This is a genomic window from Thalassolituus sp. ST750PaO-4 (assembly GCF_020320405.1).
Lineage (GTDB): Bacteria > Pseudomonadota > Gammaproteobacteria > Pseudomonadales > Oceanobacteraceae > Venatoribacter > Venatoribacter alkanivorans.
Genome location: NZ_JABVCB010000003.1, coordinates 1 through 16,526 on the forward strand (window position 1 = coordinate 1; position 16,526 = coordinate 16,526).

Annotated in this window: 13 protein-coding genes and 1 tRNA gene; all 14 read right to left on the reverse strand. The window is 52.2% G+C overall.

What is annotated here, in order from left to right:
- The coding region (locus HUF18_RS02300) for a GTP-binding protein (protein ID WP_255605631.1) at window positions 1-129 on the reverse strand (129 nt) is incomplete at its 3' end.
- A gap of 28 nt (window positions 130-157) precedes the next feature.
- Complete coding sequence (gene fusA / locus HUF18_RS02305) at window positions 158-2,251, reverse strand: elongation factor G (protein ID WP_145471123.1); 2,094 nt, start codon at window positions 2,249-2,251, stop codon at window positions 158-160.
- A gap of 19 nt (window positions 2,252-2,270) precedes the next feature.
- The gene (rpsG, locus tag HUF18_RS02310; protein WP_145471122.1) at window positions 2,271-2,741 is read right to left on the reverse strand and encodes a 30S ribosomal protein S7; all 471 of its coding nucleotides are present in this window, start codon (window positions 2,739-2,741) and stop codon (window positions 2,271-2,273) included.
- An 86-nt stretch (window positions 2,742-2,827) separates the two neighbouring features.
- Window positions 2,828-3,202, reverse strand: coding sequence for a 30S ribosomal protein S12 (gene rpsL / locus HUF18_RS02315; protein WP_145471121.1), 375 nt, complete (start codon window positions 3,200-3,202; stop codon window positions 2,828-2,830).
- 121 nt (window positions 3,203-3,323) lie between these two features.
- Window positions 3,324-7,547 (reverse strand): DNA-directed RNA polymerase subunit beta', encoded by a 4,224-nt coding sequence (gene rpoC / locus HUF18_RS02320; RefSeq protein ID WP_225691006.1) that lies wholly within the window; start codon window positions 7,545-7,547, stop codon window positions 3,324-3,326.
- Between the two features lie 61 nt (window positions 7,548-7,608).
- On the reverse strand, window positions 7,609-11,682 hold the full coding sequence (rpoB, locus tag HUF18_RS02325; RefSeq protein ID WP_225691007.1) for a DNA-directed RNA polymerase subunit beta: 4,074 nt from the start codon (window positions 11,680-11,682) through the stop codon (window positions 7,609-7,611).
- Between the two features lie 195 nt (window positions 11,683-11,877).
- On the reverse strand, window positions 11,878-12,252 hold the full coding sequence (gene rplL, locus HUF18_RS02330; protein ID WP_145471118.1) for a 50S ribosomal protein L7/L12: 375 nt from the start codon (window positions 12,250-12,252) through the stop codon (window positions 11,878-11,880).
- A 63-nt stretch (window positions 12,253-12,315) separates the two neighbouring features.
- On the reverse strand, window positions 12,316-12,807 hold the full coding sequence (gene rplJ / locus HUF18_RS02335; RefSeq protein WP_145471117.1) for a 50S ribosomal protein L10: 492 nt from the start codon (window positions 12,805-12,807) through the stop codon (window positions 12,316-12,318).
- Window positions 12,808-13,021: 214 nt separating this feature from the next.
- Window positions 13,022-13,717, reverse strand: a complete 696-nt coding sequence (gene rplA / locus HUF18_RS02340; protein WP_145471116.1) for a 50S ribosomal protein L1 — start codon at window positions 13,715-13,717, stop codon at window positions 13,022-13,024.
- Window positions 13,717-14,151, reverse strand: a complete 435-nt coding sequence (gene rplK / locus HUF18_RS02345; RefSeq protein WP_145471115.1) for a 50S ribosomal protein L11 — start codon at window positions 14,149-14,151, stop codon at window positions 13,717-13,719. The genes rplA and rplK overlap by 1 nt, the downstream gene beginning before the upstream one ends.
- 87 nt (window positions 14,152-14,238) lie before the next feature.
- Window positions 14,239-14,775: a transcription termination/antitermination protein NusG gene (gene nusG, locus HUF18_RS02350; RefSeq protein WP_145471114.1), complete on the reverse strand. Its 537-nt coding sequence runs from the start codon at window positions 14,773-14,775 to the stop codon at window positions 14,239-14,241.
- Window positions 14,776-14,785: 10 nt separating this feature from the next.
- Window positions 14,786-15,154 carry a preprotein translocase subunit SecE gene (secE, locus tag HUF18_RS02355; RefSeq protein ID WP_145471113.1) on the reverse strand — a complete coding sequence of 123 codons (369 nt, stop codon included), beginning with the start codon at window positions 15,152-15,154 and terminating at the stop codon, window positions 14,786-14,788.
- A 50-nt stretch (window positions 15,155-15,204) separates the two neighbouring features.
- A tRNA-Trp gene (locus tag HUF18_RS02360) sits at window positions 15,205-15,280 on the reverse strand.
- A gap of 67 nt (window positions 15,281-15,347) precedes the next feature.
- Window positions 15,348-16,526, reverse strand: a 1,179-nt coding sequence (gene tuf, locus HUF18_RS02365; RefSeq protein WP_225691008.1) for an elongation factor Tu, incomplete at its 5' end; no start/stop codon positions are given.

Consider the following 16,526-nt stretch of genomic DNA (forward strand, 5'->3'; position numbering starts at 1 on the left):
TGCACCGCCCCATACTTCGGAACATACGCGGGTCAGAGCCGCAGTCAGAGTGGTTTTACCGTGGTCAACGTGACCGATAGTACCCACGTTTACGTGGGGTTTGGAACGTTCAAACGTTTCCTTAGCCATAGAACACCTCGTTCAATATCGTAAATGATTAAGCTCTTGTAATAATTGCTTCGGCCACACTGGATGGTGCTTCCGAATATTTTTCAAATTCCATGGAATAGGTCGCACGGCCCTGAGAGGCGGAGCGCAGATCGGTCGCATAACCGAACATCTCTGCCAGTGGCACGCTGGCATCAACCACCTTGCCTGAAGGGGTATCGTCCATTCCAGAAATCAAGCCACGACGACGATTCAGGTCGCCCACCACATCACCCATGTAATCTTCAGGGGTTACAACTTCAACTTTCATCATTGGCTCAAGCAGCACGGCTTTGCCCTTCTCTGAAAGTTGCTTTGTGGCTTGTGAGGCAGCAATTTTAAATGCCATCTCATTCGAGTCAACGTCATGGTATGAGCCGTCGATCAGCGTTGCTTTCAGGCCCAGTAATGGGTAACCCGCCAGAACACCGTTCTTCATCTGCTCAGCAATACCTTTTTCAACCGCCGGGATGTATTCACGCGGAATAGCACCACCAACGATTTCGTTAACAAACTCCAGCCCTTCCTGATCGGATGGCTCGAATCTGATAACAACATGACCATACTGGCCACGCCCACCGGACTGCTTGGCGAACTTGTTGTTGATCTCTACCGTGGCAGTGATCTTTTCACGGTAAGCAACCTGAGGCTTACCAACGTTCGCTTCCACTTTGAACTCACGACGCATACGGTCGACGATGATGTCCAGGTGTAACTCACCCATACCGGAGATAATGGTCTGGCCGGTTTCTTCGTCGGTTTCGACACGGAAGGACGGGTCTTCCTGAGCAAGCTTGCCCAGTGCAACGCCCATCTTTTCCTGGTCCGCTTTCGACTTAGGCTCAACCGCAACCGAAATTACCGGATCCGGGAATTCCATGCGTTCGAGGGTGATGCGCTTGTCCTGGTCACACAGGGTATCCCCGGTAGTGACATCTTTCAGGCCAATCAGTGCGGCAATATCGCCGGCACGGACTTCTTTAATTTCTTCTCGGGCATTGGCGTGCATCTGCACCATACGGCCAACACGCTCGCGCTTACCTTTTACCGGGTTATAAACAGCATCACCGGAATTCAGTACCCCGGAATAAACACGGATAAATGTCAGGGTACCAACAAAGGGATCGGTGGCAATTTTAAATGCCAGCGCAGAGAACGGCTCTTCATCAGATGCTTCACGAACCGCAACGGTTTCGGCCGCATCATCGAGAATACCTTCAATCGCTTTAACTTCGGTCGGGGATGGCATGAACTCAACAACAGCGTCCAGCACCGCCTGCACACCTTTATTTTTAAAGGCTGAACCACAGGTGACCAATACGATCTCGCCGGCCAGCGTCTGTTGACGCAGCGCAGCTTTAATTTCGTCCTCGGAAAGCTCTTCGCCTTCGAGGTATTTGTTCATCAGCTCATCATTGGCTTCGGCTGCTGCTTCAATCAGCTTCTCGCGCCATTCGGCGGCGACATCGGCCAGCTCTGCAGGGATCTCTTCATAACTGAAGGTCATGCCCTGATCAGCTTCACTCCAGCTGATGGCTTTCATTTTGATCAGGTCAACAACGCCACGGAAATTGTCTTCCGTACCGATGTTGATCTGAATAGGTACAGCATTGGCGTTGAGACGATCTTTAAGTTGTTTAACAACCATAAAGAAGTCTGCACCGGCGCGGTCCATCTTGTTCACGAAGACCATACGCGGTACTTCGTACTTGTTGGCCTGACGCCACACAGTCTCAGTCTGAGGCTGTACGCCCGAGGATCCACACAGCACCACCACCGCACCATCCAGAACCCGCAGGGAACGTTCTACTTCAATAGTGAAGTCAACGTGTCCCGGAGTATCGATGATGTTGATACGGTGTTGCTCGAACTGTTGCGCCATGCCCGACCAGAAACAGGTGGTAGCAGCAGAAGTAATGGTGATACCACGCTCCTGCTCCTGCTCCATCCAGTCCATTGTGGCTGCGCCATCATGCACCTCACCAATTTTGTGAGAAACACCGGTGTAAAACAGTACTCGCTCCGTGGTTGTGGTTTTACCCGCATCCACGTGAGCACAAATACCAATGTTGCGGTAACGCTCAATGGGAGTTGTGCGTGCCACTGTGCAGTCCTCGAATCAATTAAAAGCGGTAGTGAGAGAAAGCCTTGTTCGCTTCAGCCATGCGGTGAACATCTTCACGCTTCTTAACGGCTGAACCTTTACCTTCACAGGCTTCCATCATTTCATTAGCCAGGCGCTGAGCCATGGACTTCTCACCACGCTTACGTGCTGCATCTACCAGCCAGCGCATTGCCAGCGCCTGACGACGTGAAGGACGAACCTCCACAGGTACCTGATAGGTTGCACCACCAACACGGCGGCTTTTAACTTCAACCAGTGGCTGGATGGATTCTAATGCTTTTTCAAACATTTCCAGCGGATCGCCACCTTGTTTCTGAGCCATGGTATCCAGTGCGCCATAAACGATTTTCTCGGCGATGGATTTTTTACCACTGATCATTACGTGGTTCATAAATTTTGCCAGTGTAACGTTTCCGAACTTCGGATCTGGCAGGATCTCGCGCTTCGCAGCGACGCGTCTTCTTGGCATGATAAGCCCTCTTAGGTCTTCAGGTCAGTCTGAGCATCCTGATTCAACGATCAACTCAGCCTTACTCTTATCCAAGTCTTAAGAAATTATTTCTTAGGACGTTTTGCACCGTACTTAGAACGGGCTTGTTTACGATTCGCAACACCGGAAGTATCCAGAGAGCCGCGAACAGTGTGGTAACGAACACCTGGCAAGTCTTTTACACGACCGCCACGGATCAGAACAACACTGTGTTCCTGCAGGTTGTGACCTTCACCACCGATGTAGGAAGACACTTCGAAACCATTCGTCAAACGCACACGACATACTTTACGCAGTGCCGAGTTAGGCTTTTTCGGAGTGGTAGTATATACACGGGTACATACGCCACGACGCTGAGGACACGCCTGCAGTGCAGGTACGTCACTCTTAGCCACTTTGCGTTTACGAGGCTGACGAACCAACTGGTTGATTGTAGCCATTTAGCAAACTCCAATTATCACTAACAAAAACGCCAGAAAATTCTGACGCAATAAAAGGGGCCGGAAGGATAATCCTCCCAGCCCCAGTCGTCAAGCCATTGATTGTTTTACAACCAATGACTTACTTATCGCTGAAAGCTTCGCTGAACTTAGCTTCCATTTCGTCGGCCGATACATTCATACCAGCCGGCGTAGTCTTGAGGCGATCATTCTCACGGGTCTGACGCTTACGCTTACGCTCAGCGTGGTACGCAAGACCAGTACCCGCAGGGATCAGTCGACCCACAACCACGTTTTCTTTCAGGCCGCGCAGGTGGTCAACCTTACCGGTTACCGCACCTTCAGTCAGTACGCGGGTAGTCTCCTGGAAGGAGGCCGCGGAGATGAAGGATTCGGTCGCCAGCGAGGCCTTGGTGATACCCAGCAGCACACGTTCGCCTTTCGCAGTGATCTTACCGGCTGCTTCCAGTTTCTCGTTTTCTTCGAGGAACGCAGAGTATTCAACCTGATCACCCGGGATAAAGGAGCTGTCACCGTTTTCAGTGATCAGAACCTTACGCAGCATCTGACGCACAATCACTTCGATGTGCTTATCATCGATGCCTACACCCTGAAGGCGGTAAACTTCCTGAACTTCGTTGGTGATGTACATCGCCAGATCGCCCACGCTCTTCAGACGCAGAATATCGTGCGGGTTCATCGGGCCGTCAGAGATAACCTCACCCTTCTCGACCTGTTCACCTTCGAACACGTTCATGTGACGCCACTTGTGGATCAGCTCTTCATATGGCTCGCCGCCATTGTTCGGAGTGATCACCAGACGCTTCTTACCTTTAGTCTCTTTACCGAAGCTCACAGTACCGGTGATCTCCGCCAGAATGGCAGGTTCTTTCGGCTTACGGGCTTCGAACAGATCCGCTACGCGTGGCAGACCACCGGTGATGTCCTTGTTACCGGACGATTCCTGAGGAATACGTGCGATAACGTCACCCACGGCCACTTCGGTACCATTTTCATGGTTCACCAGAGCGTTGGCTGGCAGCATGTACTGCGCCGGAGTATTGGTACCCGGCAGGATCACGTCTTTACCGGACGCATCCACCAGTTTCACCATCGGACGGATGTCCTTACCAGCCGCCGGACGATCTTTAGGATCGATGACCTCGATATTGGACAGACCGGTCAACTCGTCGGTCTGACGGTTGATGGTGATACCTTCTTCCATACCCACGAATTCGATACGACCTTTTACTTCGGTCACAATCGGGTGAGTGTGCGGATCCCAGCTGGCCACTTTCTGACCGGCCTCAACCTTCTGGCCATCCTGGACGCTGATCACAGCACCGTATGGCAGTTTGTACAGTTCGCGTTCACGGCCGTGCTCATCGGCAACAGCAATGGAACCGGAACGGGATACAGCAACCAGATCGCCGTTTTCTTTAACAACGGTCTTCAGGTTATGCAGACGAACAGTACCGTTGTTCTTAACCTGCACGCTGTCAGCTGCAGAAGAACGCGATGCCGCACCACCAATGTGGAACGTACGCATGGTCAGCTGTGTACCTGGCTCACCGATCGACTGAGCAGCAATAACACCAACCGCTTCACCTACGTTCACCTGATGTCCGCGACCCAGATCACGACCGTAACAGGAAGAACAGATACCAACACGGCTCTGACAGGTAATGGCGGAGCGCACACGCACTTCGTCGATACCTTCAGATTCAATGGTCTGTACCCAGGCTTCGTCGATCAGAGTACCGGCCGGCACAACGATGTCGCCTTCAGCACCCGGCTTGTATACGTCAGTCGCAATGACACGACCCAGGATACGATCACCCAGCGCCACAACCACGTCACCGCCTTCGATCAGCGGAGTCATGATCAGACCCTGTTCGGTACCACAATCCTGCTCGGTAACCACCAGATCCTGCGCTACGTCAACCAGACGACGGGTCAGGTAACCGGAGTTCGCAGTTTTCAGAGCGGTATCCGCCAGACCTTTACGCGCACCGTGAGTCGAGGTGAAGTACTGCAGTACGTTCAGACCTTCACGGAAGTTCGCCACAATCGGCGTTTCGATGATGGAGCCGTCCGGCTTCGCCATCAGACCACGCATACCGGCCAGCTGACGAATCTGAGCCGGGCTACCACGAGCACCGGAGTCAGCCATCATGTAGACGGAGTTGAAAGATTCCTGATCCACTTCGTTACCGTCGCGGTCGATCACTTTCTCTTTACCCAGGTTATCCATCATCGCCTTCGCTACCAGTTCGTTAGCGCGCGACCAGATGTCGATAACCTTGTTGTATTTTTCGCCGTGGGTAACCAGACCGGAAGCAAACTGGCTTTCGATCTCTTTTACTTCAGCGTCAGCGTTAGCAACGATTTCTGCTTTCTCATCCGGAATAACGAAATCGTTCACACCGATAGAAGAACCGGAACGGGTTGCATACTGGAAGCCGGTATACATCACCTGGTCAGCGAAAACGACGGTGTCCTTCAGACCCACACGGCGGTACGCAGTGTTGATCATGTTGGAGATCGCTTTCTTCTTCATCGGGCGGTTGATCAGCTCAAACGGCAGACCTTTTGGCACGATGCGGAACAGCAGTGCACGACCGATCGTGGTATCAACCACCTTGGTTTCAGACTGTTCGTTGCCCTGCTCGTCAACCAGAGTTTCGGTGATACGCACTTTAACCTTGGCCTGCAGGTGCGCAGAACCGGTCTGATAAGCACGGGTCACTTCGTCCAGGTCAGCCAGGAACATACCTTCGCCTTTGGCGTTGATACGCTCACGGGTCATCCAGTACAGACCCAGTACCACGTCCTGAGAAGGAACGATGATTGGCTCACCGTTAGCAGGAGACAGTACGTTGTTGGTTGCCATCATCAGCGCGCGGGCTTCCAGCTGCGCTTCGATAGTCAGCGGTACGTGTACCGCCATCTGGTCACCGTCGAAGTCAGCGTTATAAGCCGCACACACCAGTGGATGCAGCTGGATCGCTTTACCTTCGATCAGCTGAGGTTCGAACGCCTGAATACCCAAACGGTGCAGTGTTGGTGCACGGTTCAGCATTACCGGGTGTTCACGGATAACGTCAGCCAGGATATCCCAGACTTCTGCGGTTTCGCGCTCAACCATTTTCTTCGCAGCTTTAATGGTTGTCGCCAGACCACGGTGTTCCAGTTTGCTGAAGATAAACGGCTTGAACAGTTCCAGAGCCATTTTCTTTGGCAGACCACACTGATGCAGGCGCAGCTGTGGACCAACGGTAATTACCGAACGGCCAGAGTAGTCAACGCGCTTACCCAGCAGGTTCTGACGGAAACGACCCTGCTTACCTTTGATCATGTCAGCCAGAGACTTCAGCGGACGCTTGTTGGAACCGGTGATGGCACGGCCACGACGGCCGTTATCCAGCAGCGCATCCACAGCTTCCTGCAGCATACGCTTTTCGTTGCGTACGATGATGTCCGGAGCATTCAGCTCCAGCAGGCGCTTCAGACGGTTGTTACGGTTGATCACACGACGGTACAGATCGTTCAGATCGGAGGTCGCAAAACGGCCACCATCCAGCGGTACCAGCGGACGCAGATCCGGTGGCAGTACTGGCAGTACAGACATGATCATCCACTTCGGATCGTTACCGGAGTGGTGGAAAGCTTCCAGCAGCTTCAGACGCTTGGACAGCTTCTTGATCTTGGTTTCAGAGCTGGTTGTCGGAATTTCTTCACGCAGACGCTGAACTTCTTCGCCCAGTTCGATCTGGCCGAGCAGTGCCTGAATGGCTTCCGCACCCATTTTGGCTTCGAACTCGTCACCAAACTCTTCAATCGCTTCGTAGTACTGTTCGTCGCTCAGCAGCTGACCCACATCCAGGGTGGTCATGCCAGGCTCGGTCACTACGAATGATTCATAGTACAGAATGCGTTCGATATCGCGCAGCGTCATATCCAGCATCAGACCGATACGGGATGGCAGCGACTTCAGGAACCAGATGTGAGCAACCGGGGAAGCCAGCTCAATGTGACCCATACGCTCACGGCGTACTTTGGCCTGAGTTACTTCAACGCCACACTTCTCACAGATTACGCCGCGGTGCTTCAGACGCTTGTACTTACCACACAGACATTCGTAATCTTTGATAGGACCAAAGATACGCGCACAGAACAGACCGTCACGCTCAGGCTTGAACGTACGGTAGTTAATGGTTTCCGGCTTTTTAACTTCGCCGAAAGACCAGGAACGAATCATCTCTGGCGAGGCGAGTCCGATGCGGATGGCGTCAAACTCGTCAGCGTTGTTCTGATTACGCAGAAAATTGACTAAGTCTTTCATATTTTGCTCCGTTTGGAGTCAGGCTCAGGCGGCTTCCGCCACCCGAACACTGCTCATCCGCTTATTCGTTTTCCAGTTCGATGTCGATGCCCAGCGAGCGGATCTCTTTAACCAGTACGTTAAAGGATTCCGGCATACCGGCTTCCATACGGTGGTCGCCATCCACGATGTTTTTATACATCTTGGTACGGCCGGCCACGTCATCGGATTTAACAGTAAGCATTTCCTGCAGAGTGTAAGCGGCACCGTATGCTTCCAGTGCCCACACTTCCATCTCCCCGAAACGCTGACCACCGAACTGTGCTTTACCGCCAAGCGGCTGCTGGGTAACCAGACTGTAAGAACCGGTCGAACGGGCGTGCATCTTGTCGTCAACCAGGTGGTTCAGTTTCAGCATGTACATGTAACCTACGGTTACCTGACGGTCGAAGGCTTCGCCTGTGCGACCATCGTACAGCGTCATCTGACCGGAATCCGGCAGATCGGCCAGACGCAGCATACGCTTGATTTCGGCTTCTTTGGCGCCGTCAAACGCTGGTGTTGCCATTGGCACACCGCCACGCAGGTTGTTACCCAGTTCCAGGATTTCAGCATCGCTGAAGCTGTCAAAGTCTTCGACGCGGCCATCACCACCGTTGTAGATCTCGTTCAGCAGTTCACGCAGCTTGGCGATTTCCTGCTGTTCTTTGATCATGCGGTCGATTTTCTCGCCCAGACCTTTGGCTGCCAGACCCAGGTGGATCTCCATGATCTGACCCACGTTCATACGCGACGGTACACCCAGCGGGTTCAGACAGATGTCCACGGCCACGCCGTTTTCATCGTATGGCATATCTTCGATTGGTTTGATCGCCGAGATAACACCTTTGTTACCGTGACGACCCGCCATCTTGTCACCAGGCTGGATCTTACGTTTGATTGCCAGGTACACCTTAACAATCTTCAGTACGCCAGGAGCCAGGTCATCGCCGGTCTGCAGCTTGCGCTTCTTGTCTTCGAACTTGTCATCCAGCTGCTTGCGACGCTCGGCCAGAGATTTCTCGGCAACGTCCAGCATTTCCGCCAGTGCTTCGTCCTGTGGCAGGATCTTGAACCACTGATCGGCTTCCAGAGACTGCAGGTACTCTTGAGTCAGGCTGTCGCCTTTCTTCAGGCCAGGAGCGGCATTCACTACAGCACCGTTCAGGGCACGCTGCAGACGCTCGTAAGTAGCACCTTTAACGATACGCATTTCTTCGTTCAGATCTTTGCGGACTTCGTCCAGCTGCATCTGTTCGATTTCCAGCGCACGCTGGTCTTTTTCCACGCCATCACGGGTGAAGACCTGTACGTCGATTACGGTACCGGTGGTGCCGGTCTTAACGCGCAGAGAAGTATCTTTTACGTCAGAGGCTTTTTCACCGAAGATCGCACGCAGCAGTTTTTCTTCCGGAGTCAGCTGGGTTTCACCTTTAGGTGTTACCTTACCAACCAGGATGTCGCCAGGCTTAACTTCAGCACCGATATAAACGATACCGGACTCGTCCAGTTTACCCAGGGCAGCTTCACCCACGTTCGGAATATCCGACGTGATTTCTTCTGCGCCCAGCTTGGTGTCACGCGCCACACAGGTCAGTTCCTGAATGTGGATGGTGGTCAGGCGATCTTCCTGAGACACACGCTCGGACAGCAGGATGGAGTCTTCGTAGTTGTAACCGTTCCACGGCATGAAGGCGATGCGGAAGTTCTGGCCCAGAGCCAGCTCACCCAGGTCAACGGACGGACCGTCAGCCATGATGTCGCCACGTTCAATGCTATCACCGGCTTTCACCAGCGGACGCTGATTGATGCAGGTGTTCTGGTTAGAACGGGTGTATTTGGTCAGGTTGTAGATGTCGACACCGGCTTCACCAGCAACGGTTTCGTCATCGTTCACTTTTACCACGATACGGGATGCGTCAACGGAGTCGATCACACCGCCACGTTTGGCCACCACACACACACCGGAGTCAGCCGCTACAGAACGTTCCATACCGGTACCCACCAGAGGCTTCTCTGATTTCAGGGTCGGAACGGCCTGACGCTGCATGTTCGATCCCATCAATGCGCGGTTGGCGTCATCGTGTTCGAGGAACGGGATCAGGGATGCAGCGATGGACACAACCTGCTGCGGAGATACGTCCTGCAGGGTTACGTTGTCCGGAGACATCACGGTGAATTCGTTCTGATGACGAACAGAAATCAGGTCGCCCTGCAGCTTGCCGTTTTCATCAGTTTCAACCGAGGCCTGTGCAATAACGTAATCCGCTTCTTCAATAGCAGATACGTAGATGATCTCATCGGTCACAACACCTTCAACAACACGACGGTACGGAGTTTCGAGGAAACCGTATTCGTTGGTGCGGGCATAAGATGCCAGAGAGTTGATCAGACCAATGTTCGGACCTTCAGGCGTTTCAATAGGACATACGCGACCGTAGTGAGTCGCGTGTACGTCACGCACTTCGAAGCCTGCACGTTCACGGGTCAGACCGCCAGGTCCAAGAGCAGAAATACGACGCTTGTGAGTTACCTCAGACAGCGGGTTGTTCTGGTCCATAAACTGAGACAGCTGGGAAGAGCCGAAGAATTCTTTAACGGCTGCCGCAACCGGCTTGGCGTTGATCAGATCCTGAGGCATCAGGCCTTCGGATTCTGCCATAGACAGACGCTCACGTACTGCACGCTCAACACGTACCAGACCTACACGGAACTGGTTTTCGGCCATTTCGCCCACAGAACGGATACGACGGTTACCCAGATGGTCGATGTCGTCAACGATGCCTTTACCGTTACGGATATCGATCAGGGTTTTCATAACCGCGATGATGTCTTCTTTATCCAGCGTGCCGGCACCGGTGATTTCTTCACGGCCGATACGACGGTTGAACTTCATGCGACCAACCGCAGACAGGTCGTAGCGCTCGTCACTGAAGAACAGGTTTTCGAACAGCGCTTCGGCACTTTCTTTTGTTGGTGGCTCACCAGGACGCATCATGCGGTAGATTTCAACCAGCGCTTCCAGAGCATTGCTGGTCGGATCGGCACGCAGGGTGTCAGACATGAACGAACCGCAGTCCAGTTCATTGGTGTAAATGGTTTCAAACTCTTTGATGCCGGAAGCAGCCATTTTGGCCAGCAATTCAACAGTCACTTCACTGTTGGCTGCAGCCAGAACTTCACCGCTCTTCTGATCAATGATGTCTTTTGCCATGGATTTACCCAGCAGGTAATCCACAGGTACTGCCAGCTCTTCAACGTTAGCTTTTTCCAGCTGACGGATATGGCGGGCAGTAATACGGCGGGTGCCTTCAACGATCACATTGCCGTCATTGTCTTTGATATCGAACGCAGCAGTTTCACCACGCAGACGCGCCGGGATCAGCTTCAGCATGGCACCGTCATCGGTCAGACGGTAGCTGTCGTTTTCAAAGAAGGTCGCCAGGATTTCTTCAGTAGAGAAGCCCAGAGCGCGCAGCAGAATAGATGCAGGCAGCTTACGACGACGGTCGATACGAACGAAGACCAGGTCTTTCGGATCGAACTCGAAGTCCAGCCATGAACCACGGTAAGGAATAACGCGGGCGTTATACAGCAGCTTACCGGAAGAATGGGTTTTACCTTTGTCGTGATCGAAGAACACACCAGGTGAACGGTGCAGCTGAGACACGATCACGCGCTCGGTACCGTTAACGATAAAGGTACCGTTGTCAGTCATCAGGGGCATTTCACCCATGTAGACTTCTTGTTCTTTAATGTCTTTGATGGCTTTGGTCGAAGATTCTTTATCGTAAATAATCAGACGAACCTTGACGCGCAGCGGTGCAGCGTAGGTAACACCACGCAACATACACTCTTTTTCATCAAAGGTAGGGGTACCGAGGCGGTAGCTCACGTACTCCAGAGCCGCATTCCCGGAATAACTTACAATTGGGAAGACAGATTTAAATGCTGCATGAAGACCAATATCGATACGGTCCTCAGCGAATGCCCCCTCTTGCAAGAATTTGCGATAGGAGTCGATTTGAATGGCCAACAGGTATGGCACATCCATGACACTCGGTAATTTACCGAAATCCTTACGGATACGTTTTTTCTCAGTATATGAGTAAGCCATCAGTTATCCCCGGACTGTTTCCTCGATTGGGCGTTACACCCATGGCTCAAGGACTTGCCTTGCGTTTGAACCCAGCAGTATGCCAGCGTGCTCACGAATTCCATAACGTGAAAAAGGCCGACGGGAAAAACCCGTCAGCCGGTTGCCGCGCTCAGAATCTGGCGCGGCAAAAGCATCTTTGCAATGAATTGCAAATTACTTGATCTCGACCAGAGCACCAGCCGCTTCAAGAGTTGCTTTAGCAGCTTCAGCGTCTTCTTTAGAAACGCCTTCTTTAACAGTTGCTGGAGCACCATCAACCATTGCTTTAGCTTCTTTCAGGCCCAGACCAGTCAGTTCACGTACTGCTTTGATTACGTTAACTTTCTTGTCGCCAGCACCGCTCAGGATTACGTCGAATTCTGATTGTGCTTCAGCAGCACCAGCGTCGCCGCCAGCAGCTGGACCAGCAACTACTGCAGCTGCAGCAGATACGCCGAATTTTTCTTCCATCGCAGAAACCAGTTCTACAACGTCCATTACGGACATTTCAGCGATAGCGTTGATGATATCTTCTTTAGTCAGTGACATGAGACTATTCCTAAATTTAATGGAGCAAAGTGCTCGTTAAATCGTTGTAAGATCCACCTGAAATCAGGCAGCTTGTTCTTTCTGGTCGCGGATAGCAGCAATGGTACGAACCAGTTTGCCTGCAGACGCTTCTTTCATGACGCTCATCAGTTTCGCGATAGCTTCGTCGTAAGTCGGCAGAGTTGCCAGCATGTCGATAGAAACTACGGAACCTTCGAAAGCACCGGCTTTCAGCTCAAACTTGCTGTTCTGCTTAGCGAACTCTTTAAAGATACGGGCAGCCGCACCTGGGTGTTCGGTAGAGAAAGCAATCAGGCTTGGGCCAACGAGGACGTCAGTCAGACACTCGTATGGGGTACCTTCAACAGCACGGCGAGCCAGAGTGTTACGGACGACTTTCATCCAAACACCAGCTTCACGTGCTTCTTTACGCAGAGCGGTCATGGCGCCTACTGTTACGCCGCGGGAATCCGCAACAACAGCAGACAGAGCACCTTGAGCTGCTTCCTGGACTTCGGCGACAATCGCCTTCTTATCTTCGAGTCCTAAGGCCACGATTAACTCCTAAAAAGTTAAATTGAGCTCAGATGAGCCAGTCTCGGTGTGACAATTCAGAATTCTGAAGGGGCCACACACCATCTACGCAGGAAATATTAAGTGAGGACAAACCAGAGGCTTATCCTCACTCCTGCGGTCTTTGACAGCTGCCACCTGGATAATTTATCCGGCGACAACCCCAAAGATCGTTTGGCTAATCAGTCAGCCCGGATTAAAAATCCAGAGAAGAGTGATCAACCACCAAACCAGGACCCATCGTAGTGCTGATGGTCACTTTCTTCATGTAAACGCCTTTGGCAGAAGAAGGTTTGGCTTTTTTCAGGTCAGCCAGCAGGGCTGTCAGGTTTTCCTGCAGAGCCTGAGCGGTGAAATCCACTTTACCGATGGTGGTGTGGATAATACCGTTCTTGTCATTGCGGTAACGCACCTGACCTGCTTTGGCATTTTTAACGGCGGTAGCAACGTCTGGAGTTACAGTACCTACTTTCGGGTTTGGCATCAGGCCACGTGGACCCAGTACCTGACCCAGCATACCTACAACGCGCATTGCATCCGGAGAAGCAATAACAACGTCAAAGTTCAGGTCGCCGCCTTTGATTTTCTCAGCCAGATCGTCCATACCCACTTCGTCGGCGCCTGCAGCTTTAGCAGCTTCAGCGTTTGCGCCCTGAGTGAATACAGCAACGCGCATGGTCTTACCGGTGCCGTTTGGCAGCACGGTAGAGCTACGAACGTTCTGATCGGATTTACGTGCATCGATGCCCAGGTTTACGGCAACGTCTACAGATTCTTTGAACTTAACGGTGGACAGTTCACCCAGCAGAGCAGCTGCATCAGCGAAAGAATATACTTTGCCGGCTTCTACTTTCTCTGCGATTGCCTTCTGGCGCTTAGTCAGCTTAGCCATTACTCAACTCCTTCCACGTTCAGACCCATAGCGCGGGCAGAACCAGCGATGGTACGTACCGCTGCATCCATATCGGCTGCAGTCAGGTCTTTCATTTTAACGTTGGCAATTTCTTCCAGCTGAGCACGGTTAACAGTACCGACTTTCACAGTGTTCGGACGAGCAGAACCACTGGTCAGGCCAGCTGCTTTTTTCAGCAGGTAAGATGCAGGAGGAGTTTTCAGTTCGAAGGTGAATGAACGGTCACTGTATGCAGTGATGATCACTGGAACTGGCATGCCAGCTTCCATACCCTGAGTCTGAGCATTGAACGCTTTACAGAATTCCATGATGTTCAGACCTTTCTGACCCAGAGCCGGACCAACTGGTGGACTTGGGTTCGCTTTACCAGCTGCAACCTGCAGCTTGATGTAGCCTTCGACTTTCTTAGCCATGTGTTTTCTCCGAATGGGTATTAACGCACTGACACACCAAAGGGGTTCAGCGCTCCCCGACCGGAAATCCGGTCATTCAACAAATGCTCAGCCTGCTTTTTCGACCTGGGTAAATTCCAGCTCGACCGGCGTCGCACGTCCAAAAATTGTTACCGCAACCTGCAGACGGGATTTCTCGTAATCTACACCCTCAACCACACCGTTAAAGTCGGCAAACGGACCATCGGTCACGCGCACAACTTCACCTGGCTCGTAAATGGTTTTATGGGTAGGACGATCCGCACCATCACGCACACGCTGCAGAATGGCATCCGCTTCACGATCAGTGATCGGAGCCGGCTTATCGGCAGTTCCGCCAATAAAGCCCATGACGCGAGGAGTCTGTTTAACCAGGTGCCAGCTCTCGTCATTCATTTCCATCTGAACAAGAACGTAACCCGGATAGAACTTACGCTCGCTCTTACGCTTCTTGCCTTCGCGAACTTCAACTACTTCTTCAGTAGGAACCAGAATATCGCCGAAAAAATCCTGCATACCATGCAGCTCGACGCGCTCTTTCAGAGCATTCTGTACGCGTTTTTCGTAACCTGAGTAGGCGTGTACTACATACCAGCGCATAGCCATTTAAAGCTCCTCAGCCTACCAGCAACGAAACAAGCCAGCCCAACAGAGAATCAAGTCCCCACAGAACCAGCGCCATCAATACCACAACTACCACAACAATCATGGTGGTCTGCGTCGTTTCCTGACGCGTTGGCCACACAACTTTGCGGCGCTCCACATTGGCTTCTTTCAGTAATTGCATAAATGCTTTGCCCTGAGAACTGGTCAGTGCAAAACCAGCACTGATCGCCATCAGAACAATAACACCCAGAACCCGGTACAGCAGGGGCATGTCAGCGTAGACATAGTTACCCACAACGGCAGCAGCGAGAAAAGCTGCAGCCAGCAGCCACTTCAATATATCCAACGGTGATTTACTTGCTTTGCTATCGGTACTCATCACAATTCCCTGAAGCCAAAAATGGCAGCCGAAGCTGCCATTCAAGAATTTGGCAGGCCAGGAGGGACTCGAACCCCCAACACCCGGTTTTGGAGACCGGTGCTCTACCAATTGAACTACTGGCCTAAAGACACTCAATTAGGGCGCCGTAAGTTACAGCACCCCGACTGAATAATCAAGCCTTAACGGTTGATTATTCAATAATTTTTGCTACAACACCGGCACCAACAGTACGACCGCCTTCACGGATCGCAAAACGCAGACCTTCATCCATCGCGATCGGAGCGATCAGAGTGATGGTCAGCTTAACGTTGTCACCTGGCATTACCATCTCAACGCCTTCTGGCAGCTCACAAGCACCAGTTACGTCAGTGGTACGGAAGTAGAACTGTGGACGGTAACCTTTGAAGAATGGAGTGTGACGACCACCTTCATCTTTACCCAGTACGTATACTTCAGATTCGAACTTGGTGTGAGGAGTGATAGAACCTGGCTTCGCCAGAACCTGACCACGCTCAACTTCGTCACGCTTGGTACCACGCAGCAGAACACCTACGTTCTCACCAGCACGGCCTTCGTCCAGGATCTTACGGAACATCTCAACACCAGTACAGGTAGTCTTGATGGTCTCTTTGATACCGATGATGGACAGTTCTTCACCAGTGCGAACGATACCACGCTCAACACGGCCGGTAACAACAGTACCACGACCCTGGATAGAGAATACGTCTTCGATTGGCATCAGGAAGGCGCCGTCGATAGCACGCTCTGGCTCAGGGATATAAGAATCCAGAGTTTCTACCAGCTTCTTAACAGCGGTAGTACCCATTTCGTTCTCATCTTCGCCGTTCAGGGCCATCAGAGCAGAACCCGGGATGATTGGAGTGTCGTCGCCTGGGAAGTCGTATTCAGACAGCAGGTCACGCAGTTCCATTTCAACCAGTTCCAGCATCTCTGCGTATTCTTCAGAATCGGCACCGCCGCAATCTTCAGCCAGCAGGTCAGCTTTGTTCAGGAATACAACGATGTAAGGTACACCAACCTGACGGGACAGCAGGATGTGTTCACGGGTCTGAGGCATTGGGCCGTCAGTAGAACCACATACCAGGATCGCGCCGTCCATCTGCGCAGCACCGGTGATCATGTTTTTAACATAGTCAGCGTGGCCCGGGCAGTCTACGTGTGCGTAGTGACGGTTCGGAGATTCGTATTCTACGTGGGAGGTAGAAATGGTGATACCACGCTCACGCTCTTCAGGAGCATTGTCGATACCGTCGAACGCTACCGCTGCACCGCCCCATACTTCGGAACATACGCGGGTCAGAGCCGCAGTCAGAGTGGTTTTACCGTGGTCAACGTGACCGATAGTACC